15 protein-coding genes, 1 tRNA gene and 1 pseudogene are annotated in these 22,797 nt (G+C 47.1%); 10 read left to right on the top strand and 7 right to left on the bottom strand.

Annotated elements, in window-relative coordinates; all coding sequences use genetic code 11:
• The first annotated feature begins 4 nt into the window (after window positions 1–4).
• From lysS to I6N93_RS13675, 9 genes are all read left to right on the top strand, one after another.
• The gene (lysS, locus tag I6N93_RS13715) at window positions 5–1,522 is read left to right on the top strand and encodes a lysine--tRNA ligase (RefSeq protein ID WP_085688721.1); all 1,518 of its coding nucleotides are present in this window, start codon (window positions 5–7) and stop codon (window positions 1,520–1,522) included.
• A 357-nt stretch (window positions 1,523–1,879) separates the two neighbouring features.
• Window positions 1,880–1,953 (top strand) — tRNA-Gly (locus I6N93_RS13710).
• A 134-nt stretch (window positions 1,954–2,087) separates the two neighbouring features.
• Complete coding sequence (locus I6N93_RS13705; RefSeq protein ID WP_085688726.1) at window positions 2,088–3,695, top strand: site-specific integrase; 1,608 nt, start codon at window positions 2,088–2,090, stop codon at window positions 3,693–3,695.
• A gap of 1,207 nt (window positions 3,696–4,902) precedes the next feature.
• Complete coding sequence (locus I6N93_RS13700; protein ID WP_099017444.1) at window positions 4,903–5,481, top strand: hypothetical protein; 579 nt, start codon at window positions 4,903–4,905, stop codon at window positions 5,479–5,481.
• A 406-nt stretch (window positions 5,482–5,887) separates the two neighbouring features.
• Window positions 5,888–6,202 (top strand): hypothetical protein, encoded by a 315-nt coding sequence (locus I6N93_RS13695; RefSeq protein ID WP_085688729.1) that lies wholly within the window; start codon window positions 5,888–5,890, stop codon window positions 6,200–6,202.
• A gap of 285 nt (window positions 6,203–6,487) precedes the next feature.
• Window positions 6,488–6,928: a DUF6971 family protein gene (locus tag I6N93_RS13690; RefSeq protein ID WP_085688735.1), complete on the top strand. Its 441-nt coding sequence runs from the start codon at window positions 6,488–6,490 to the stop codon at window positions 6,926–6,928.
• Between the two features lie 80 nt (window positions 6,929–7,008).
• Complete coding sequence (locus I6N93_RS13685) at window positions 7,009–8,160, top strand: hypothetical protein (protein ID WP_085688738.1); 1,152 nt, start codon at window positions 7,009–7,011, stop codon at window positions 8,158–8,160.
• A gap of 366 nt (window positions 8,161–8,526) precedes the next feature.
• Window positions 8,527–11,250, top strand: coding sequence for a transglycosylase SLT domain-containing protein (locus I6N93_RS13680; protein WP_085688740.1), 2,724 nt, complete (start codon window positions 8,527–8,529; stop codon window positions 11,248–11,250).
• A 37-nt stretch (window positions 11,251–11,287) separates the two neighbouring features.
• Window positions 11,288–12,508, top strand: a complete 1,221-nt coding sequence (locus I6N93_RS13675; RefSeq protein ID WP_139829939.1) for a hypothetical protein — start codon at window positions 11,288–11,290, stop codon at window positions 12,506–12,508.
• A gap of 2,253 nt (window positions 12,509–14,761) precedes the next feature.
• On the opposite strand, the pseudogene I6N93_RS13670 reads toward I6N93_RS13675, so the two are convergent.
• The 7 genes and pseudogenes from I6N93_RS13670 to I6N93_RS13640 form a co-directional block, all read right to left on the bottom strand.
• Window positions 14,762–14,922 (bottom strand): annotated as a pseudogene (locus tag I6N93_RS13670) (IS630 family transposase); the annotation flags it as partial.
• A gap of 145 nt (window positions 14,923–15,067) precedes the next feature.
• The gene (locus I6N93_RS13665; RefSeq protein WP_085688749.1) at window positions 15,068–16,249 is read right to left on the bottom strand and encodes an MFS transporter; all 1,182 of its coding nucleotides are present in this window, start codon (window positions 16,247–16,249) and stop codon (window positions 15,068–15,070) included.
• A gap of 2 nt (window positions 16,250–16,251) precedes the next feature.
• Window positions 16,252–16,860, bottom strand: coding sequence for a phosphoribosylglycinamide formyltransferase (purN, locus tag I6N93_RS13660; RefSeq protein WP_085688752.1), 609 nt, complete (start codon window positions 16,858–16,860; stop codon window positions 16,252–16,254).
• Entirely contained in the window at window positions 16,857–18,143 is a 1,287-nt protein-coding gene (locus tag I6N93_RS13655; protein WP_085688755.1) for an amidohydrolase family protein, read from the bottom strand. Before I6N93_RS13655 ends, purN begins: the two co-directional genes overlap by 4 nt.
• Entirely contained in the window at window positions 18,121–18,810 is a 690-nt protein-coding gene (locus I6N93_RS13650; RefSeq protein ID WP_167459568.1) for an HAD family hydrolase, read from the bottom strand. The genes I6N93_RS13655 and I6N93_RS13650 overlap by 23 nt, the downstream gene beginning before the upstream one ends.
• Window positions 18,798–19,364, bottom strand: a complete 567-nt coding sequence (locus I6N93_RS13645) for an inosine/xanthosine triphosphatase (protein ID WP_085688761.1) — start codon at window positions 19,362–19,364, stop codon at window positions 18,798–18,800. The genes I6N93_RS13650 and I6N93_RS13645 overlap by 13 nt, the downstream gene beginning before the upstream one ends.
• Window positions 19,354–20,220 (bottom strand): thymidylate synthase, encoded by an 867-nt coding sequence (locus I6N93_RS13640; protein WP_085688764.1) that lies wholly within the window; start codon window positions 20,218–20,220, stop codon window positions 19,354–19,356. The genes I6N93_RS13645 and I6N93_RS13640 overlap by 11 nt, the downstream gene beginning before the upstream one ends.
• Before the next feature lie 587 nt (window positions 20,221–20,807).
• Between I6N93_RS13640 and I6N93_RS13635 the strand changes: the two genes are divergently transcribed.
• Window positions 20,808–21,722 (top strand): LysR family transcriptional regulator, encoded by a 915-nt coding sequence (locus I6N93_RS13635; protein WP_085688767.1) that lies wholly within the window; start codon window positions 20,808–20,810, stop codon window positions 21,720–21,722.
• Window positions 21,723–22,797: the final 1,075 nt, after the last annotated feature.

Below are 22,797 nucleotides of genomic sequence, written 5' to 3'. Positions count from 1 at the left end.
CCACATGTCTGAACCACAATCTCAGGGTGCCGAACAGGCGCAGGATCTTAATAACGAACTCAAGGCGCGTCGCGAAAAGCTGTCCGCTCTGCGTGAAACCGGCGTGGCCTTCCCGAACGATTTTCGTCGCGATACGACCTCCGATCGGCTGCACGCCAGCTACGATGATAAAGATAACGAAGAGCTGGAGCCGCTGGGTCTGGAAGTGACCGTCGCCGGGCGCATGATGACCCGCCGTATCATGGGCAAAGCCTCTTTTGTGACGCTGCAGGACGTGGGCGGCCGCATTCAGCTGTACGTTTCCCGTGATGACCTGCCGGAAGGCGTTTACAACACGCAGTTCAAAAAGTGGGACCTGGGCGATATCCTGGGGGCGCGCGGTAAACTGTTTAAAACCAAGACCGGCGAGCTGTCCATTCACTGTACTGAACTGCGTTTGTTGACCAAGTCGCTGCGCCCGCTGCCGGATAAATTCCACGGTCTGGCCGATCAGGAAACGCGTTACCGTCAGCGCTATCTGGACCTGATCGCCAATGACGAATCCCGCAATACGTTCCGCATCCGTTCCAGGGTGATGTTGGCTATCCGCAATTTCATGGTCGAAAACGGGTTTATGGAAGTGGAAACGCCGATGATGCAGGTGATCCCGGGGGGCGCCTCCGCGCGTCCGTTTATCACGCATCACAACGCGCTGGATATCGATATGTATCTGCGTATCGCGCCGGAGCTGTACCTGAAGCGTCTGGTGGTCGGCGGCTTTGAACGCGTCTTCGAAATCAACCGCAACTTCCGTAACGAAGGCATCTCACCGCGTCATAATCCCGAATTCACCATGATGGAGCTTTATATGGCGTATGCCGACTATAAAGACCTGATTGTGCTGACCGAAACGCTGTTCCGCAGGCTGACGCAGGACGTGTTGGGCACCACCACGGTGGAATACGGCGACCAGACATTTGACTTCGGCAAGCCGTTCGAGAAGCTGACGATGCGCGAAGCTATCTGCAAATACCGCCCTGAAACCAACGTGGCGGATTTGGACGATCTGGAAAAAGCCACGGCGATTGCGCAGTCTCTGGACATCAAGATCGAGAAAAGCTGGGGTCTGGGCCGAATTGTGACCGAGATCTTCGAAGAAACGGCGGAAAGCAACCTGATCCAGCCGACCTTCATCACCGAATATCCGGCGGAAGTGTCGCCGCTGGCGCGCCGTAACGACGAAAATCCGGAGATCACCGATCGCTTTGAATTCTTTATCGGCGGCCGTGAGATCGGCAACGGCTTCTCCGAGCTGAACGATGCGGAAGATCAGGCCGAGCGTTTCTCTCAGCAGGTCAGCGCGAAGGATGCCGGCGACGACGAGGCGATGTTCTATGACGAAGACTATGTCACCGCGCTGGAGCACGGCATGCCGCCGACGGCAGGTCTGGGCATCGGTATCGACCGTATGGTGATGCTGTTCACCAACAGCCACACCATCCGCGACGTTATTCTGTTCCCGGCCATGCGCCCGCAGAAGTAATGACGGTGATGTCCTCATTGCATGAGGCCGCCATCAGAGGAATACCGTGCCGTTCTGAATGTTTTAGCCCCACGCCTTGCGTGGGGTTTTTCTTTTCTGGGCTCTGCGTAAACTTTTGGGGGCGTTGGTGTGGTGTGTTACTGCGAGCGGGCTAGCGTTCAGGCGGAATGCGTGTGCCCCTGTTATCGAGGAAGAGGAAATAAAGGGAAATATCGGCCTGCTTGCCAAATATTTGACGCAAGCCGTGATATCGCCGATTCTTCTCCAGCAAATTTAATTGCTTAAAACGCAGGCAGTTTGACGGGTTTTTATCTTGCCCGGCAAACAGATGGCGCTATAATGCGGGCACTTCTCCGTGCGGGCGTAGTTCAATGGCAGAACGAGAGCTTCCCAAGCTCTATACGAGGGTTCGATTCCCTTCGCCCGCTCCATAGCCTTTCTTAAAGTACTCCAACTTACTGAATCCTAAGGGATATGGCTTAAAGCCTCCTGATAGTTTTACTCACTGTGACCAACACTGTGACCAACTTTGTTGAAGTAGTGAGCAGACCTAAGGCCTCAGTACATGCTCAATTCAAGAACCTACCTTTATCAGCGTAATGGCGTCTTCTATATCCGTCTTAGGATGAAGGCCGTAGGACGCTTCCCGGCTTCGCTTCCACAACATAAACGTTATAAACTTACGTCTGTATCATTACGGACTAAGGACCGGCGTACCGCTATGGCTAACTCACGACATATCAAGGCAGCACTTAAGGCAATACAAGCAGATAGACCCGATGCCTCCTATGGGGAGATGCGTGAGCACCTTAGGGATATCGCTGAGTGGGAATTGTCCACCGGGCGTTCAGACCTCTTTGAGTCGGACATGAGAGACCTGTATCGTGACCAGTACGGAGAACTCGGTGAGAACCTTACGGATGCCTTGGCGAGTGAACCGCTTAGTATTGACCAGCACCGCTACATTCATGAGGCCTTGGGAGTTATCAGGGCCTGCATGCGGCGTATCGAAGCGGGAGACAGTAAGCCTCTTATAGATTACATCGATGAATTTAATGATATTGATAGGTTAAACGGTCAGGCATCTGTGTCCCTATCTGTTAGTGCCCCGGAAGTTAAACCCTGTGTCACCGTAGCGAGCCTTTTTGAGCAATACGAAGCGGAAAATTCACAGAACTGGAAGCCTGCCACCTTAAGGGAAAACAAAGCGGCTCATACTGCATTACTCGAAGTCTTCGACCATCTCGGTCTTAATGGTGATGCTAATGTGATAACGCGTGTTGACATGCTAAGGGTTCGTGATGTGCTCCAGAAGCTACCTAAGAACCGTAAGCAGCGCTTTAAGGATGCCACGTTGATTGACCTACTGAACCGTGATGATAAGACAGATTGTCTGGATGTTGTCACCATCAATAACAAGTATCTCATCAAAATGGCAGCAGTCTTTAAGTGGGCTGTCCGTAATGACCTGATTAAAAAGAATATGACTGAGGGGCTGGAACTGAAGGTTCCCCAGCGTAAAGCCTCTGAGGCCCGTAACGCCTTCTCTACGGAGCAGGTGAGGCAACTACTGATCGCCGCTAAGGAGTATTCTCTGAATCCCTTTGGTAAGCCCTTTCACTACTACGTTACCGCTTTAGCTGCTACCACTGGAGCGCGGCTTAATGAGGTGGCTCAACTTCAGGTCAAAGACGTTAGGACCACTGAGGCTGGGACCGTCTATATCCATATCAATGAAGATGATAGCAGCCTGTCGGGTAAGAGCATCAAGAACGCTCACAGTGATCGCTGTGTGCCTTTGGTTGATGGAGCCTATGGTTTTGTATTGGCTGACTTTAAGGCGCTTGTAGAGGCTCGTAGAGGCGCTGATGGTGATGATGCTATGGTGTTTGATGGCCTTCGACTCATGAAGAACGGTTACGGCGAGCAGGTGAGTAAATGGTTTAACAGAACGTTGTTACCCAAGGTGATTACTGAGCGGGACGGTTTAGCGTTCCATTCGTTCAGGCATACGGTAGCCACTCAGTTAAAACAACATGGCATCGAATTGGCCTACGCTCAGGCGATACTGGGACATAGTTCTGGGTCGATTACTTATGACCGCTATGCGAAGGAGGTCGAGGTGGATAAGCTGAGCGGTGTATTGGCTACCGCTATAGGGAGGGGCCCATAAATATTTTATTGGTGTCTCTCTCTTGGTGTCTCTCTTGCTATATCCTTTAGTTCTAAAGGACACCTCTGGTTATTCCAATCAATAAGGCCCACTATAGGGGGAGGACTACCACCTCTATCCGTTCACTAATCTCATATCAATCAACATTCAGACTCTCGGTACGCCTTCAAGGTTACGGGGAGTCGCCCAGTAGCGAGCCGCGCTAGCGGTGCCTAGCTAACGCTACGCCCTACATATGCACGTTAACTCAAGGTGGAGACCTCGAGACTTAACTCTTAACTTTCAACTAACAGCGAACCGTATGCACTCAAACCTAGTGATAGCTTAAGGCAACAGCTTTAAGCGAACTCACAGGGACATACGGCCGACTAAGCGCTTCAGGGGGTGATGGGCCTGAAGAAAAGCTACAGCATGTAAGTATCTCTATATTTCACATATAGGGAGGCTTCGGGTACTGGATGGGTTAACCTTAAGGTAACTGAAGAGAACTAAGAGTTATCTCTAGTAATCATTAATTAATCTTTAATTAGTCTTTTATACTTTAAGTAATCTTTAGACCTTAGAGTAATTCTTAGAGACACATAATTCTTAAGACCACTCTAAGACCTATGAGTATTGGGATTGATATAGATTAATAATCATCCCATCTCTGGGTCAACCCTCCACCTCTAAGGTCACCGATAGCCAGCTCTCCACCTTTAGGTCAACTCCAAGCTCCACTATCTGCCCACACCTAAGCGAGAAGCTCGGTAGTCTTCGGGTGTCTCAGGTAGTCTTCGGGTGCCGTTCCGCATCTGAGGGTCTCTTGGTCCTACCCTATTGTTAGCAGGCGTAGCGTTAGCTAGCTACTGGCTTATGGTCACATTAGGTCACTACAGACCCTGCGGAACCACTTTCGAAAATGAAAAGTGGATACCCTTAGGTGGCAACCTAATGATAATGGCTCTCCTCCATCATTAGCATTACTTATTCCCAATAAGGCCCGCTATAGGAAGACGGTGATGCTAATCACATCGGACACTCACACAGTCATCCTTCCGAATACCTCATGACCATCTGCACCGTGTCATCACACAGACACAGTTTCATTCAATCACAAAGTCATTCTAAATGTGCACCCTTTGCCTTCAGGTTTCCCTTTGTTGTGGGGCCTTTGTGTGGCCTGAGGGGTGTGACTTAGGGTGCCCATTTAAAAGGAAAACACAACATGAATAATTCTACTAACACCAATCCTAACGCCTTCTATACGATTATCATTGAGGGCCATAAGTTCACCTCGGACGCTGAGGGTCGCTGGGACCTGACGAACATCTGGAAGACTTTGGGTCTGCCTAAGAGTAAGCAGCCCAACCGGTGGCGTACCGCGTCTGCAAAGAGATTGTCCGACCGCCAAAAAATGGAGGTCGTGAAGATTGGCCTTGAGAGCACCACCTACGCAGACAAACAGGCTACCCTTAAGTACGCCGCATGGGTCTCCGAGGACTTTGAAGACATGGTCTATGCGGCTTTTGAGGCCGTCCTAGCGATGCCTGAGGTTGCCGCCGTGGTAGCTAATAAGATGGTTGAGCATGGTCATCTTACTGAAGCTGAGGCTTTAGAGGCCCACTCAGAGGAGAACGCAGACAGGGACTTTGCGTATCGTCAGCTTAAAGCACTACAGCCGAAGACAACCAATAAGCAGCTCTACATGTCCGTTCTTCGAGGCTACCTCTCGCTGTCTCAAGCTGACGCTCAAGGCTTCAAAGGTGTCTGGCGGAAACGCTGTATGCTTTCCTTAGGCCTCTAAACTGTCAAGCAGGAAACTACTGTACATTTAATCAGGCCCGCTATAGGGAGACCACCACGACACAGCTGGTCAGTATCCCACCTCGGATTCATCACCGCGACACTTCTCACCGTAGACATTAGGCATCATCTGGTTCTTCGACGTCCCATAGCGGCGTCCCCCGGATAGCCTCATGCCTACTGAGTATATGACCCACCTTCCTAATGAGCCTAGAGAACTACCTTAAGTTGCCGCCTGTAAAACAATGGGGATTGTGTAGGTGCCGGGAGACCCCGGTTAGGCAACCTAGGGTGGTTCTCTAGATTCATTGGGCAAAGTGTTTCTCCCGTTATGGGACCTTCTGCTACCTTCGCGGTGGCTCTGGGTCCCTCCTTTTTGCCCAATATTGGACTAAGGAGACCATCCAATGACAACCCGTAAGACAGACCGAGAGGTCAACAAAGAGGTCCTCAAACGTCACCTTTCGGCGTGGCTGGATGGACCACTCACATTCACCGCTACAGCCCACCAAGTGGCCGAACTCACAGGTAAGCACCTGAAGCACGTCAGACGCGACATTAAGCGCATGAGGGAGCGCAGGGGTCAGCCCCTAGGCACCCTTGAGGTCCTTGAGGGACACGACTTCCTAATGCTTCTGGCAAGCTACAACACACCGGTTAGCTTCGAGGTCATTGAGGCATTGGCTGAACTCTATAGTGACAAAGGAGAACCGACCCTATGAACCCTGACCAGCTTGACCCGAGGAATCCTGAAGACCGCAAGGCTCTGCGCCTAATGACCGTGCCTATCAGGAACGTTGTGAAAGCATTGGGCCTCTGCCCGCTGTCTTGGCGCGACCGTTATACGCGCACTCAGTTATGCCGGATGGCTGTACAGAAAGGGCTGACCCTACGTGATTTTGTATTCAGTAAGAATACGTAACCATTGATTGCCCGTAATTATCCATAACTATCCAGAAACCTTAAGTATCAATTGTATCAACCCACTGACCAAAGGAGAACACACTATGTCTATCAATCCGAAACTTCCGACCATGGGTATCGTAGACCAAAAGGTAACCCTGAGTAAGGACCTTAAGACCGTGCTGTACATCGGCCAAGAAATCCCTACCGAGCATTTCATCAAGGTGACCGTACCGTCGCTGCTGGGCTACTACGCGCCGGGGTCTGGTGGTGCTAATTCACTACTGAGTGAGCTGTCCGCTAATGGCTTCAGCATCACTGGGTTCTCACGCCATCACCAACTGTGGGCAGACTACATCCGACGTAACCGTGAGGAACAGGCCCGCCGTGAACTGGAAGCGAAACAGCATCGTGAACGCATGGCTGCGCTTATGGCTACACCTGAAGAGATCGCTGAGGCTGTGGCTCAACGTAAAGCCCGAGAAGCCGAACTGGAAGCGCGCTTCGGTGCTCGCGGTAAGTCCGCTGCATTCGGTGACCTATAAGCCCTCAGGCTTTATGGCCCGCTAATGGGTGTCTACGGGCACCCTACCTAAATGACAACTTTAAAAGGAGTATCATACCCATGAATAAACCAACCAATAAGACCCCTATGAGCACCCTAGCGTCTCACCGTACCGGTACTGATGGTCGCAAGCTGCCTAACTCTGTGTGGGGCACTGATGTCTCACGTACTGAAATCGTCAAGTCCAGCGGCTCACAGATTCTGAATGTGGGCTATACGGACCGCTCAGGCAACCAAATGGCCTTCGGCAATGACTCACACGACTACGTTCAGGCCTTGGAGAAATCCTTAGATGCCACCTTCAATGATGGTGACTTCGCTGAAGCAGTCTGTGAACATGTCTTCCCGGCAGAGTTCCGCCCCTTCGGCACCCAACCGACCCCGCTGAATGTCCAGTTGTTGGAGGACCGTACCGTTGTGTTCAACCCTGAAGGTAAGCTGGACCGTACAGGTCTGCCGACCGCTAAGGCTATCGCTGGGTCTGCCGTAATGGTGGCTCCGGTGCTGCACGGCGAAGACAAAACCAAGACTGGCATCATGTGCTCTGTAGCGACCCATGTGTCTGACTATGAGATGATGGCGGGCTGGACTGCTGGTAGCCTGACCCGTACCGTTACCAATATGCAATACCAGATGTGCCGTGTGCTGGCGGGCAACGTGACCAAAGTCTTGGCAGAGACCCCGGACCTCGTGACCATCCCTTGTGACAAGCTGAGCACTAAACCCTCAGATGCCGCTGAAGACCTGCTGGATGCCCTAGCGGTTAACTTACCGGTCCACTTAGGCAACACCTTGGATTGCTTCGCGCTGCTGGTCCCTGAGAAACTGGAGGCCGTCTTAGAGCGTGCTGCACAACGTGCGGGTCATGAAGATGCCTCTGAGCTGTTCGGGTGCACCATCATGGGCTACTTGGGCGATGATACTGGTGTCTACCTGCTGCCTCGCAACTTCGCTATGTTGTCCTTCCGGTCTACCCGCCAAGGTGACACCGTTAAGATTAACGTTACTCGTTCCCCTGAGCGTTCCGGCTACGACGTCGAAATGATTACTGTACTGGACGTTATGGCTACCGGGACCGTCAAGGTTGAACAAGGCAAGTTTGGTGTTCAGGCTACCGCCGAGTTTCCTGTAGTCCACCGCCTGACCTTCGGGGAAACTACCGCACCGGTAGAGCCTACCCCTGAGGAAGAAGCCCCTAAGTCTAACGACTAAGCATCACTTCAAGCGTCCTGAGGTTCACTCAGGGCGTCCCCTTTCGTAAGGCTAACGCAATGCCTATCTATCAATATCTACTCGCAAGCCGTCCTGTTTGCATCCTGTGCCTTTGAGACTCCCTTAAGCTATCCCGTGTGGGTAGCCCGTGTGGGGCCTTGCGGGTCTCTGGGATGCGTCTCAGGGTGCAAACAAGAAGGAAACACACAGATGATTAACTTATTTAACATTATTGATTCATATGAGTTTGACCTCAAGGCAATCCTCGCGATTACATAGGGCCAGATGGTAAAGACTATTCCTATGAGGAGGCCGCTAAAGCTGGACTCTTTGATCGTAATGAGGACTCAGAGGAGGTAACCCACAATGACTAAACAGTATGACCCTAACGTTCCCTCAGAGTTCGATAGCCTGATTAATGCTGCCGCTGCTGAGCACGGTATCAATGCAGGTGCTTTCCGTAAACAGCTGTGGTTAGAGTCTCGCTTTAAGCCTGACGCTCAGTCACCCACAGGCCCTAAGGGGATTGCTCAGTTTACCGAACAGACCGCCAGCGCTTATGGTCTGTCTGATGATGACCGACTCAATCCTCAGTTAGCTATCAATGCAGCCGCCAGACACATGGCAGACCTAACTAAGAAGTTCGGAGGCGATGAACTCAAAGCCGCCTTAGCATATAACGTAGGGGAAGGCCCTAAGGGTGCTCCTCAGTTAGCCGCTTATGACCGTGGTGACTTCTCTGCTATCGGTGCTGAGGGTCTCAACTACATGCGGACCATGAGTGACTCAGTGGCTCAGAATGACAAAGTGGCCGCTCTGACGTCCTTCGGGGGTATCTCTCCTAAGGGAAAGGGCATTCCCGCTGAGGATGCCTTTGCAGGTATTAGCAAAACCTCGAAGGTGACCAACGCTCTCCCTGAGTCTACCGGATTCAACGTTGAGGGAGTCTCTCAGGCCGCACCTGCGGAGCCATTTGCTAAGGCTGCGCACTACGCCAAACCTGAGGACAAAGGCTTATTGTCAAACGTATGGAGCGCCACAAAGGATACATGGAAGACATCCACCTTAGGGACTGTAGGGCAAGACCTGAGCAGTGATAATGCAATGTCTATGCTGCAAGCACACTTCACGCCTAACCTCTGGAACTCCCACGAATGGACACCTGAGGAGTTGGCCCGTATTCGCTCTGAGGTAAAAGACCCTCGTTATATTAACTCTGTGCTGGGTGGTGATGCTGAGACCTTAGACGCTCTGATAGTTCGTGCTAACCAGAATGCTGAGGCTGACGCTCGCGTTAGTCAGACCGGGACCGCTGGTATGATTACCAGTATGCTGGCGGGTGCTGCCTTTGACCCTGTGACTTATATCCCGGTTGCTGGTCCTGCGGCTAAAGCTGGTATGCTCGCTAAGGCGGCTTATCGTGGCGCTCAAGCTGCTGGTCTCAATATTCTCTCTGAGGGTGTACGCACTAGCGTAGCGGGTGGTGATGCTGACTATGCAGGCGCGGCTCTGGGTGGCTTAGTGTTAGGCTCCGGGCTGTCCGTGTTGGGTGACTCTGTGTCTAAACTCCGGGCCAACCGTAAGGCCGCTGGTGTGGTTGACGCTGAGCCTGCCTCGAGTGTGGACCCTATCCAGTCTACCGATGTGCGTTTGCGTAGTCGCCTCAAGGCTCAAGCAGCCTCAGAGGTTGCGGACTTTGCGGACCCTAGCGTCATGCCTTTACGTCCTGACGAACTGGTACACTCTGCGCCTAATGGTGTCCCTTATGCTGAGGCTCCTAACGTGTCCTCTACGGGCAACGTCCGGTTAGCGAGCGGTGACATTCTGGCAGGGTCTAACCCTGTGAACCCACGGACCTTAGGGAGCCTTGAGGAGGTTACCAAGATTGAACGTGCAGCCCGTGGCCTGTCTACAGGCTCCGCTACGTTTGACGAGGTAGGGCAAACCATCCTACGCTCTGAGTCTGACGCTGTGCGCTCTCTGGGTCTGGACCTTGTGCGTGCTCCGGTGGGCCTTGAGTCTGGCGCAAGCGGTAAGTATGCGGCCACGGCTTCGGACATTGGGGAGCGTATGTGCTACCTTGACCATCAATTCTTCTCTAACATGGATGACCTGACCAAGAAGGCTATCAATGAGAATGGTTACTCGTGGTATCGTGAAGGGCTGAACCGTGCGGACCATGTACAGGCTGTGTCACGCCGCGTAGCTGAGGCTGTCGAGGACCTCTCAGGGTCTAAGGTCAAGTCTCTGTCTCCCTCAGAGAAAGCGCTGGTAGACCTCATTAAGGAGCATCACCAGTTTAAAGCAGACTCTCTGCGTAACCCTGCGTCCTTCGGGAATGCTGTGGATAACGCTAAGGGAATGCTGGGTGCCTCTCACTTTGACGGTCATTACTACCCGGTGCGCTACTCTGCGTCTGCCCGTTCGGTTGCGCTGTCTCGCTTCGGCGGCTCTGTGCAGGAACTCAAAGAGGCTATCAAGGCTTCTTATCTAAACTCCTATCGGGCGTCACCTGAGGTTAAGGCGCGTGTTGATGCATACCTAGACCGCACCGGTGAGACCCTAGAAGACTACGCTGAGCGTAAGGCTTTCGGGGTGGCTAATGCCTCTGACGATGCGGCTGCACTCTATCACAACTCCGGGGCGCTTGAGGATGTCGTGGCGGATAGCTCTAAGTTAGCCGGGAATGATTACCTTAAAGAGCGTCATTTGTTTGCTAATGACTTTGAGGTGACCCTGCCAGACGGCTCTAAGTTCTCCCCTAATGACCTGCGGTCTTTCACTATGGAGGAAGTCCTTCCGAGCTACAACCGCCGCATTAATGGTGATATCGCTATCTTAGGTGGGACCGGGCGGACTACAGACGAGCTGGTTAAGGTCATTGACGCTATCCCGCCTGACGCTAAGGGTAAGGCTGAGCTGCTGGAGGTTGTCAAGGTACTGACTGGTAGAGCACGTAAAGACCCTGAGGGAGCTTTAGGGACGCTGGCGCGTTCGTTATCCGATTTAGCATACGCCTCTAAGAATGCCTTCATGGGTCCTCAGAACTACACAGAGATTGCCTCTATGGTGACTCGTGGGGGGGATTGACGCCTTAGGCCGCTCTGTCCCGGCGCTAGGTCGCTTCATGAAGAAACGAGGTAAACTGAACGCTAAGGAGGCTAACGAGGTTCACGGCTTGCTATTCGGTAAGGAACTTGATGACTCTATTAGGCCGAGCCGTAATGACATCGTAGAGCGTCTGCGCGGTGTTGCCTCCAATCCTATGGCTAACATTGTAGGGTCCGTTAAGTGGGCCACTGGTTATATGGCTCAACGTCTGCCGATGTCTCGCGTAATGACCTCTACGGTTAACCATATCGTAAGGGCTGCACGTATTGAGACCTTAGGCAATCTGGCGCATGAGGTGCATTTAGGTGGCAAGGCGGCTATTGATTCGCGGTTGCTTAAGTCTGCGGCTATCAGTCCTGAGCAGTACAAGGGCATTAAGTCGCTGATGCAAGAGCATACCTACAGGGACGCTAAGACCGGGGAGTATCGTTTTAAGGATGCTGACGCCATGAAGCTAGACCCGCGCACTATGGACCTGTGGCGACTCGCTGACCACGTTGCAAGTGAAACCATGCTGAGAACCGATAAGGTGTCTCTCCAAGCTGGCAAACAACTAGGTGGCGTCGGTGGTATGGCGATGCAGTTTAAGACTTTCGTGTTGCGCTCAGTCAATGGTCGCTTAGTGAAGCGGTTCTATGAGTCAACCAAGAACGGTCGCGCTCTGGACCAGTCTATGACTATTGCCGTAGAGCTGATGCTGGCGGGCGGCTTCGCTGCGCTCCGCGCTCAAAGTGTCGCTATGTCTATGCAGGCGGGAGACCGTAAGCGTTACCTCGATAAGGCCCTTGACCCTAACGTGTTAGCAATCGGTGCCGTTACCCGTAGTGCAACCTTAGGCGCTCCTCTGGGTGTCTATGGCTTCCTAGCGGGGCCTCTGGGTCTGCCGGGTGCTGACCTTGTGCAGTCTTACCGTACAACGATGAACCCTAAAGCGCCAATGGAGAAGAACGCACGGACCGTTAAGGCTGGCACTACTGATTACGTCTCAGGCGTGATTGACCGCTCTATTGAGCAAGTACCGGGCCTACAGCTTGCGCGGGACCTCTCGGCTACCATAGAGAACTCCGCAAAGGGCGCTCTGTCTCCTCATAAAGCTGACGCTATGGCGGCTAACGATGCGGCTTACCGTTCACTGTCCCGTGTGGTCCCTAATGACCCTGTGACGCAGTGGCTGTTACTCCAGCACTTTGAGAGCAATGTAGGCATCTATCAGGACCAACAACGCACGCGCAATTAAGTAACCCCTTAGTCTATAACTCAAGGTCTCTCTAACGAGGGGCCTTTATGATATGGATTAATCGAAATCAACCACCATTCAAACCTTAAGGGCAACGCTACGTTAAAAACTAACGGGTAGCCCTACGCGCAACCTAACAGAATTCAAGGAGGAGCGCCTAACTGTCAACCAATCACCTAAGGAGGTCCCGATATGAACCACACAGTAACCACCAGACCAGCCCGAAAGAAGCGCACCTTACGCACTGACCGGACCGAGGAGCAACTGATAGCAGACGCTAAGCGAGACTTTGAGTTAGTCCGGGAACACCTGAGGGCAGACCCTGAGTCACCTACTGGTCTGGTCTGGATAGCAGATAGTCATAGTAAGCCGTGGTTGAAATCCTTTAAGGCTGCCGGCTCTGTAGCGGGTCATACGCGAGACCGTAGGGTAAACGTTAAGGGCGTGAACATAGAGCGCCTGAGGGCTATCAAGATGCTACGCACAGGTAAGCCTATACTCTCTCATGATGTGGTCACAGGGTGGCCCTACCGTTTCCGTCTGGACGCCTCAGGGTCTATTGAGGTTCTGCCGTGGGAGGAGTACCGCAAGTTAGCCTATGGTGGCCGCAACGGAAAGAACCCCTTAGGCTGGTAATGTGTGCCTTATAGTGGGTTCAATAGAGAGGGCTTTTAGCTCGCAGACCGCACCACGTCTGGTTTTCCTAATAAGGCCCACTATAGGGGGAGGAGACTCTAAGAAATCTTTTGTCTCCACCTTACGTAATCTTTAAGTCACTACTTTGGAGGATACCTTGAGTAAATTCTATGAGCAGCTGAGACAATCCATCGCTGACAATCAGCATAAACGAGACTCTAAGGCCGCTGCCTCACGCAGTGCTTATAAACCAAACCGTAAGACACCAAAGCGTAGCACTAAGCTGGTCACTGTCCGCTATATGGGCAAGACTATTCGTCTACCTCTAAGGACTGACGGTTCTGTGGTTATGCCTGATGGCTCGGTGAATCATTACAAACAATTAACCGTAGATATGACACCAAGGCGTTGAGACGTCCGTATCTATACTCTTTCAACTAAAAGCGAATCTCTTCTCAAAGAGACCGACTAAGCGCTTCAGGGGGTGATGGGCCTGAAGAAAAGCTACAGCAATTATTATGGTACTCTTATTTGGAGTGAGACCTTAATACTGACTGGATGGGTTTAACTTAAAGACCTTTAATAACTTAAAGAGACTCTAAGTATTAATTTGAGACCAAATTAAAGATTATTACCTTAGAGTTAACTTAAAGACACTTTAGGCCCTTAGAGTGTGATTTAAGTTAACCTTAAGAAGGGATGATTATCATATATCAATCCCAATACCCTAAGCCCTCTAAGGACACCTACAGATGCCTTGTCGTTAGCTGTATCCCAGTGGGTCACTTTACGAACACTCACCGCACACGCACAAGGAGGCTCTCATGGTCTTTCATTACGTTGACCTGCGAGACATCCTTATGTCGCTGTCGCTGGTCTTATGGCTGGTCGATAAGGTCCCTCTCTGGTTTCATCCTTAAGAGGGTCCCTAAGGTTCTTAGAAAAATACCACAAAAATCTCTGCGAGTATCTCAAGGGTAGAGCGCCCAAAGTACCCCCATAGGCCCTCTCAGCCAGCCCAAAGAGGCCCACCCTAAGGGTAACCCAAGGCTTGGCCTCCGGCCTCGCAAGGTCAACTACATGCGCACCTAAGGCCTAGTGTAGGCTTATGGTATCCCAAGGGGTTGACCCTGTCAAGCCTAAGGACTACTCACTGCGCTAGGCTACCTCAAGGCTTGACCATAGACCACTCAATGTGTAACCATGACTGTAACCAAAGGGATTCACCGTCCTTTAAGAAACAATGTGTTAGTGCGTGGCTGTCTTCGATGCTTCGATTCCCTTCGCCCGCTCCAACATCACTTCCAGTAACATCCATTCAAGTCTATCAAACCCAATAATCATCAGGTCAGTATATTTAAAACAAATATGGCCCAATGTGAGTACGAAAAATGAGCCAATTAAATGTATTTCTTAGTGTCGGGAGTGTGGGAAACAGTGAACAGGAGACTTTCGTTCAAGCTATCGAGAACAGGCTTAGAAGCGAGGGCCAACTCCATGTACACTAGGGCGTAATCATTTCAGTTCAGAAGCTCCTCTAAGGCTATTACAGAATGAATGCATAGGTGTGAAGGAACTGTGGTTATTGCGCTTGAGCGATGTATTTCTCTTCCGGAAACGAGCGCAGTAAAGCGTTTTGGCAACGTCACTTATCTTGTCCCCACGACGAAGCATCAGCTCGCGGTAAGTCTGCGAGCATGGTTTTTATCGCATGTTTTATGGATGGTTCTTTGGATTAGACGCCTTTCGGCGTCGGGTATAGGTGCTATGATCGGCATGGCTCAGTCCGGTTGGTGATTTGGAATAATCAGTGATTGATCAGATCGCTTAAATCGGACTGAGTTCACCTTATGGTGATCTACTATTTGGAACAGCTATTCAGGAATACCCATCTTTATCAGTTAAGAGCGGTCTTTCCAGGCGCTAGCTTGAAACTTCGCTGGATATTTGCTTGTAAGCTAATATTGATGAAACAGAGGCTAACAAGCAGCAGAAAAATGCAAAGATAAAAACCGCCGGATACCCAAACAACGAAACAACTACACCACCAACTAGTCCTACAATTAATATTCCTATATCAAAACAAGACTCATAGGTACTCAGCGCCAGGCCAATACTTTCACTAGGCATACTTTTCAATGCCGGAAGGGCAAGCAAAGGATAAATCATTGAAAGACCGAACCCTGTCAGGAAAGACCCCAGCATTGCCTCATAGGGATGAGATGAAAGAGCAATAAATAATAATCCTACAGCTTCTATGGTAATTGAAATTAGTGTCAATTTTAAACCTGAACTATCCGCTTTCCATCCTAATGTTAGTCTTGAAACAACATACCCCACGCCAAATAAAGACAACGCAAAGGCTGCCTGCTGTCCCCAACCATTCTGAATAAAATAAAGCACGAGGAAAGTTGTAATAGAGGCATAACCTATATTAGCCAGAGAAAAACCCGACCCTGCCTTCCATATTCTATGGACGGCATAGGAAAGCTTAGTTTTATTTCTTTCAGGATGAATGGCAACAGGTTTTACGATGGCGACCAACAAAAAACCTAGCGCGGGCAGAATCACCATAGAAATAGCAGAAATGATAATGCCAGTATGATAATACGACCATGTGCCGGCGTAATTACCCAGTGCTAAACCCAGGAACATAGCAATCCCAACCCAGGACATTATTTTCCCGGCATGCTCTCGGCCAACGAGTCCAATAGGCCATGTACCGCTGCAAGTAAAAATTAAGCTCTCGCCAATACCCATCAATATTCGCGAAAAGATGATGATAAAAAATGCCAATTTGGCTGAATCGATAAAACTGAAAGAAAATAAACAAAACAGTCCCGCGAGCAAAGTGAGGGACAGTCCCAATATCATTCCTTTTCGTGGTCCATGATTGTCAGAATATCTACCTGCGGCGGCTCGCGAAAATAACGTGGACAATGATTCAGCGGCGACAACGAGCCCAACATAAAAAGCAGAATAGCCGAGCGATTCACTGACATACAAAGGCAATGTAGCTAAAGATAACCCAAGTGTAGTTATGGCCATAAAAAGGATGCTCGCGACACAGCTTGCGGCAAAAATACTATTTTTTATCTTATACATGGCTATTTTTCCTCATAAATAACTTTGTCACCGTCAAGAGTTATTCGGCCCTCTATGAATGCACGAACTGCACGGTAAATCATTTTTTTCTCTGCCAGTAAAATAGCTTCTTTCAGCTCATTTTCAGTCATGCTATTCGCTATCCTTACTGGTTCCTGATCTATAATAGGCCCTGCGTCAACCTCATCATTAATGAAGTGCAATGTCGCCCCTGAAATTCTAACACCTTGGTTAATTGCCCTTAATTGGGCTTTATCTCCTGGAAATGCAGGTAGTATCGAGGGATGTGTATTCATTGTTTTATGACCGAATTGGTAAACAAATTTGGATGAAAAAATCCGCCTAAATCCGCCTAAAATGATCAGATCTACGTCAATCTCATTTAAATAGTCGGCTATTTTTTTCTCAAAACAGTCTCTGCTTTCATAATCCTGATGATTGACTTTTATGACTGAAACCCCTATAAAAGCAGGGTTGTTGGCGGCTTCAAAATCACGATTATTAGTCAGAACAAGGCTTAATGTCGCAGGTAAGCAAGCATCGGCAACAGCATCTTTCACCGCTGTTAATAACGTGCCACGGCCTGAGAATAAGAAGGCTATTTTTTTCATAATTTAATCATCTCTCTAATGGCAGAATACTGACTCTCATTATCAAATAATGTTGAATCTATGAAGGTTGTATTATCGATAATGGTTTTTCCATTAATCATCACCTTACAGGGTGATTCGTGGTTTAACATTTTCAATATTGAAATGGGGGTGTTTATATATCCAGAATTTATTAATTTTCTATCGTAGAATATCAAGTCAGCCTTAAAACCCGCTTCTATCCTACCTGTTTGAGAGAGTCCTAATGAATTTGCACCGCCTTCGGTAAGTACTTTTAAAATATAAGTAGCACTGACCTTTTTTGCGAAATCTTTGTCGCCGTGATGATAAACAGACATAAGCGCATCAAAAGTTATATCGTTGACAGGATTCACCATTGCGGCATCAGTCCCTAATCCAATCGTCATTGATGAGAGATCTTTCAATGGTAACGTTCCTGCGCCAACGAAACTGTTGCTGACGGGGCAATGGATGATATTACAACCACCAAGGAGGAGTAAGTTTTTATCCTTTTCTGACAAATGGCAGCTATGAATAAGCGTCGTGTGGCTATCTAATACATTCAGTTTCGCTAAACGTTCAATACCACTCATGCCATATACGTTATGATGTAAAATGACTTGATGCGCACCTTCGTGCATGTGAACGAAAAATTTAGTGCTAATTTTTTTAGCAATATGATGCAATTTCTTGATTAAATCATCATCTGCAGATAATTCAGAAGCTGTCGCTGGAGAAACAACAATAAGACTTGATTTGTATTTTTCTTCAGCGTCAAAGAACTGACAAGTGATCTCCTCAATACTTTTACTCTCAGGACTTTTGCCACTACCAATCCATTGGTTATTTTGACAATAGCTAATTACCGCACGTGCCCCAATTTTTTGAGCAGCTCGGATATCACTCTCAATTCTGCTGGTGAATAAGCCGAACGTTGTTACCCCTTTTTTCAACGCTGACATCATAGACTTTAGCGATGCGACATATTGTCCCTCAGAATCTTCGAGACTGTTGTTTGTGTGCACGGAGTCAAGCACAACATCAATCGGCGAAAAGTCTAGCATTCCACCATATATTTCTTTGCTTGGGTGGAGATGAGCATTAACCATTCCAGGTAATATAATGAAATCATATGAAGGGATAACTGTTTCATCGCTTCTTTCTGCAATGTTATTACCGATTTCGATAATATAACCCGCAGATACTCTCATGTCACCGTTGAATAGACGCATAGCCGTGGAATCAAGATACGTTATATTTTTAAATAAAAGATTTTGATCCATTTTTCAACTCCGATAATTCTTTATAAATTTTTTTAAATGAGGTTTTCCCGTCATACTTTAAGGTTTTTATTCCTAATTTCTGACACGGAAGAATATCATTCTCTACGCTATCTCCCACCATGATGGCTTGCTCCGGCCTAAGACGAAAGTCTTCAAGAATTCTCATGAAAAAATCAATGTTAGGCTTACAGTTTGGATGTGCATCACCAAAATAAAATCTATCAAAAAAGGTTATTATTTTATGCTTCTCGAGCTTTTTAAGCTGAATTTCTTTCATCCCATTGCTGCAAATTATTAAATGGAACTCAGACTGTATTTTTTGTAAAAGAGAAATCCAGTTATTTGTTAAATGACAATTTGATATATAATTTTCCCAGAAAACCTCTTCAAATATCAGCTTATGCTGCGTCCTGATATCAAACCAATCAAATATATAATCAAATCTTTTTTTCAATACATCGCTTATCGTTATCTTGCCGATTTCAAATTGAGACCATAGCGTATGATTGCGCTTCTCGTAGGCATGAAGAAATATTATAAAATCATACTTCTCATTGATATAATCAAGTTCAGCTAATTGTTGCTTTAAAGCAGATATCGCTTTCATTGCCCCAGCGCGGTGATCCAGAAGTGTGTCATCAATATCAAAAATAACTAGCTTGACCATATTGGCCCCCCTCTTTGTACTACCAGAGAACCAAATGCGCATTTCAATGCAGTCTCAAATTCTTGAACTCGTGTATAAAGACCATAAGTGAGAACCCCATTCGTCCCTAGTTTTTTCAAATCGTCATCGCTAAATTGTGGATATAAATCCAGAACCAGGTCTGATAGTTTTACATTTTTCGAGAGCTTGGAGGTAATGTCAGATGGAAGCATCACCTTTCCACTGCAACCATAATAATATTTATTTATCCTCGTCTCCTTTATAACAGCCCATCCATAGATAAAAGTTCCAAATTCACATTTATTAATAAGCCCTTCGAGGGCTATGATATAATCCGCATGTATTGAAGATGTTTCTTTTTCTACATTTTCAACACGGTTATGACATCCTTTTATCGCTTCATCATCATCTTCAGGTGTTTCACTTATTCCTGAGGTGACGTTGTAATGATAAAGGCTGAAATTCGGGAAGAGTTCAGTGCATACTTTTCTTACAGATGAAATCTTGGCTTCATTTTCAGAACTGAGTAATATCGTCACACATTTATTGCGCATGTTGATCGATCCATTGTAGAAGATAGGTGTTTTTACTTCCCGTTAGAATGTCAACTAACGTTTCACGTGCTGACTCAATAATGGGCATCTCGCTATGCTCGTTTGAAAGAATACTTTCAGCTACGCTGTTAGCTTTAGATAATGATTTGTCATAAATTTGCGTAAACGTCGTTTTCATTACCGTGTTCCCTAACATAAGATTTGGGATACCACTTTCAGTCAGATCCTTCCACATTAATTCATGCAGGAAGGAAAAGAAACCCATATCATAAGGAAGCCCTGTAATCACATCAGTGCTTCTTGACATAACCTCGCAAAATAGATGATTTTCTCTGATGTAAAATTGAATTCCTATAGTACAAGGAAAATCCTTGGTTTCAGACTTATGGTAATTCTGGTTTATATTTATTATCGCACGTCTTGAGTCATTGTTATTCAATAAAACACTTTTAGCCCAGTTATATTGATTGACATATTTTTTGACGGGTTCATAAAAAACATAATATCCATAATTAGAATTGACATTTCCATCTTCATCTATCAGCGTCATCCAGAATTTAGATGCTTTAGCCAATCCTTCCTCGGCTTTCAATTTTCCGCTAAAATAGGCTAAAAACTCTCTGGTGAGATATTTTACCGCCCCACTCCTAAGATTATGCAAGCGATTTCTTGGATTCCTCAGAACATAGTTGACGCCATATGCCTGAAGCGCGCTCCCAGCTCTGGAAGATATTTTCTCACCTGATGTAAGAATATGGTACACACCATTTTTAACTAACTCATCAACCGAATTTCCAAAAATTGTTGAAAATTCATCTACCCATTTCATTCTATCTTCTTCAATGAAAGAAATCATACTTCCCTCTTAAATAAAAATTTAAACATTAGTGAATAAGTATGGTGTGTTACTTCTAACGATGTGCAAAAATCTTAAAATAGTTACGCTAATTATCTACACTATATATCTAAAGACGGATTTAAATTCTAGTTAAATGGCTGTTTCTTCCTTTTCAATTGTTGGTTATTGCTATACGTAGACTTCTCTGTACGTAATATTTTTTATTTGTTGAGATAGGCTTTTACTCACAAAGAAGGAAAATTAATCATAACTCCCCCTATCTGCAACAGATATATTTTTATAAATAATCACACTAAAATTTTTTTAAGATGTCAGCATTACTCACGTGTACGAGATAAATAGATATAATGAAAATGCTTATTGCATGTTTCCCCTCATATTAATTACGACAAGATGAGAACCATTCGTTGTCTTATTAAATATTACCTCAAGCTAACCGAATTACCATTCGGTCAAATTTTAAATCAATACTCTTCCCGGTGATTAATTTAAGTTGAAGAATAAATTCAGCATATTGGTTTGTAAATCCCTCTATTGGTCCTTATACTAAAGAAAAAATTTCTTTAATACGCGTAAGGTCGTTTATGGAAAGCCTTAAAGGGATGACTGCGTTTGTTTCTGCCGCCGAACTTCTCAGTTATGCTGGTGCGGGGCGGGTCTTGGGGGTGTCTTCCTCCGCCATCGCCAAAAGTATAGCTAGGCTTGAGAATGAACTGGGGGTTAGACTATTTCATAGAACAACCCGCAGTATTGGGCTGACAGAAGAAGGGATGGTTTTTTATGACCGTTGCAAGCATATTCTTGATGATATATGCGACGCACAAGCCATGATTTCGTCCACTAGGTTGCGCTCTAAGGGCAGACTCCGCGTTAGCGTGCCACAGATTTTCGGCCACAATCTGCTGATGCCATTGTTGCCTCGCTTCCTAAAAGAGTATCCAGAAATCGAACTTGATATCGATTTCGAGGACCGTGTGATTGATATCATTGGCGAAGGAATAGATGTTGCTGTCAGAAGTGGCGAGCTCAGAGATACAAGATTGATTGGTCATCGGCTCGGAGAACAGCATTTCGTCGTTTGTGGTTCCCACTATTATTTAGAAAAACATGGTTGCCCCCAAACTCCCAGCGACCTTCTCAAACATAGTTGTATCCACTTTAAATACCCCTCAAATGGTCTTCTTGCCCAATGGTCGTTTTCATCGCCGAATACCCACCTAAATCTCCCCCGTAATCTTATCTTCAACAATACGGATGCCGGGTTGCGTGCTGCGATTGATGGTCTTGGTCTTGCTCATCTGCCTGTGTATGTATCAGAACCCGCAATTAAAAATAAGTCACTGCAACCCATACTCACCGAGTTCATGGTACCACTCGGCTCGTTATCACTTATCTGGCCATCTAATCGGTATCTGTCTCCCAAAGTCCGAGATTTTGTTGATTTCGTCATTGATGCCGTGCGTTCCAACCCGTCAATTTTCGAGCCAAAATTTGTTTAACAAATAATAGGCGTTGTATTTTCAGCACTCATTACTTTGTGGTCTATAGGTACATTTTAGATGTTTTAATAAGCTGATAACAACCCCGAGTTTTACTACAGCTGCCGACGTAACTGGCTTTTCCTGTGCGGCTGTACAACGCTCCAGCCAGATAATATTTTCGTTTTTCCCTGGCGTTACCCCCTTGTGGATACCCAGTTTTCGAACTATTGCGAGATGCCGCCGGGTCGTGATACCCCCATGATGCGTTTGAAGCGTGCCTTTTATCGACTTCCTCGCGGCGAAGAATGACGCGACTGTTCTCTGTTTTTCACTACACAGAGTAAAACCGACGCAAATGTTTGGCATGTGTTGCATGAATGAGTCAAGAAATAGAGTCATCGTATTTCTCAACACGCGAAAAAAGTACGTTTTAATCCCTCTACGACGCTTTTTTATTTCTCATATTCGATAACTTTTTCAGAAAATTTCAACACCTTTTAAAAACCTTGATGGCAATTAAGAACACCGTAAACGAAGATTAGAACGTAACCGCGGGCTGAGCTCATATATTAATTTGAGAGTATTTAAAATCCTTGTTTCTTAATGAGATTCCATAATTAAATGAAATTAAAAATATGTACAAGGCGTGTTTGTGTTTGATAAAATTCATAATTACACGTTTGATAAACGTGCCATTTAGCATAAGGTAAATTTGTGATTTTATGGGGTTAGTTTATTGTAGTCGCCACCCAATGGATGCTTCTGAAAAGAGATTTTTTACTCTTGCATGCTTTGTAAAGGAGTGGGGTGATTTTACTATTTAATAAACACAAAGATATACGATTTTTATATTTTTTTGTGTTTTTATTTTGATTTTATTGGTTTTTTATATTGCGGTAGCAGTTGTTGAATGCTTTTGTCTGACCTTCATCCATGATGTGAATCAACAAAAGTGGCGGGAAAGTCTTGATTCAATGTTGTCACGCTACTCTTGTCTCTACTTTTTTCTGTTAGCTGTGGTCTTCATGTGTTTAATCCGATGCCAGCCTGGCGACAATGCGCCCTACGATATTTGTCATTATCTGTTTCTCTG

The sequence above is a fragment of the Lonsdalea populi genome, assembly GCF_015999465.1.
GTDB lineage: Bacteria > Pseudomonadota > Gammaproteobacteria > Enterobacterales > Enterobacteriaceae > Lonsdalea > Lonsdalea populi.
This window is presented reverse-complemented; position numbering and strand designations above follow the sequence as displayed.

What these genes read in the sequence shown, in the direction of transcription:
- lysS (WP_085688721.1), top strand. Translation starts at nt 5, where the DNA reads ATGTCTGAACCACAATCTCAGGGTGCCGAACAGGCGCAGGATCTTAAT.
- I6N93_RS13705 (WP_085688726.1), top strand. Translation starts at nt 2,088, where the DNA reads ATGCTCAATTCAAGAACCTACCTTTATCAGCGTAATGGCGTCTTCTAT.
- I6N93_RS13700 (WP_099017444.1), top strand. Translation starts at nt 4,903, where the DNA reads ATGAATAATTCTACTAACACCAATCCTAACGCCTTCTATACGATTATC.
- I6N93_RS13695 (WP_085688729.1), top strand. Translation starts at nt 5,888, where the DNA reads ATGACAACCCGTAAGACAGACCGAGAGGTCAACAAAGAGGTCCTCAAA.
- I6N93_RS13690 (WP_085688735.1), top strand. Translation starts at nt 6,488, where the DNA reads ATGTCTATCAATCCGAAACTTCCGACCATGGGTATCGTAGACCAAAAG.
- I6N93_RS13685 (WP_085688738.1), top strand. Translation starts at nt 7,009, where the DNA reads ATGAATAAACCAACCAATAAGACCCCTATGAGCACCCTAGCGTCTCAC.
- I6N93_RS13680 (WP_085688740.1), top strand. Translation starts at nt 8,527, where the DNA reads ATGACTAAACAGTATGACCCTAACGTTCCCTCAGAGTTCGATAGCCTG.
- I6N93_RS13675 (WP_139829939.1), top strand. Translation starts at nt 11,288, where the DNA reads ATGAAGAAACGAGGTAAACTGAACGCTAAGGAGGCTAACGAGGTTCAC.
- I6N93_RS13665 (WP_085688749.1), bottom strand. Translation starts at nt 16,249, where the DNA reads ATGTATAAGATAAAAAATAGTATTTTTGCCGCAAGCTGTGTCGCGAGC.
- purN (WP_085688752.1), bottom strand. Translation starts at nt 16,860, where the DNA reads ATGAAAAAAATAGCCTTCTTATTCTCAGGCCGTGGCACGTTATTAACA.
- I6N93_RS13655 (WP_085688755.1), bottom strand. Translation starts at nt 18,143, where the DNA reads ATGGATCAAAATCTTTTATTTAAAAATATAACGTATCTTGATTCCACG.
- I6N93_RS13650 (WP_167459568.1), bottom strand. Translation starts at nt 18,810, where the DNA reads ATGGTCAAGCTAGTTATTTTTGATATTGATGACACACTTCTGGATCAC.
- I6N93_RS13645 (WP_085688761.1), bottom strand. Translation starts at nt 19,364, where the DNA reads ATGCGCAATAAATGTGTGACGATATTACTCAGTTCTGAAAATGAAGCC.
- I6N93_RS13640 (WP_085688764.1), bottom strand. Translation starts at nt 20,220, where the DNA reads ATGATTTCTTTCATTGAAGAAGATAGAATGAAATGGGTAGATGAATTT.
- I6N93_RS13635 (WP_085688767.1), top strand. Translation starts at nt 20,808, where the DNA reads ATGGAAAGCCTTAAAGGGATGACTGCGTTTGTTTCTGCCGCCGAACTT.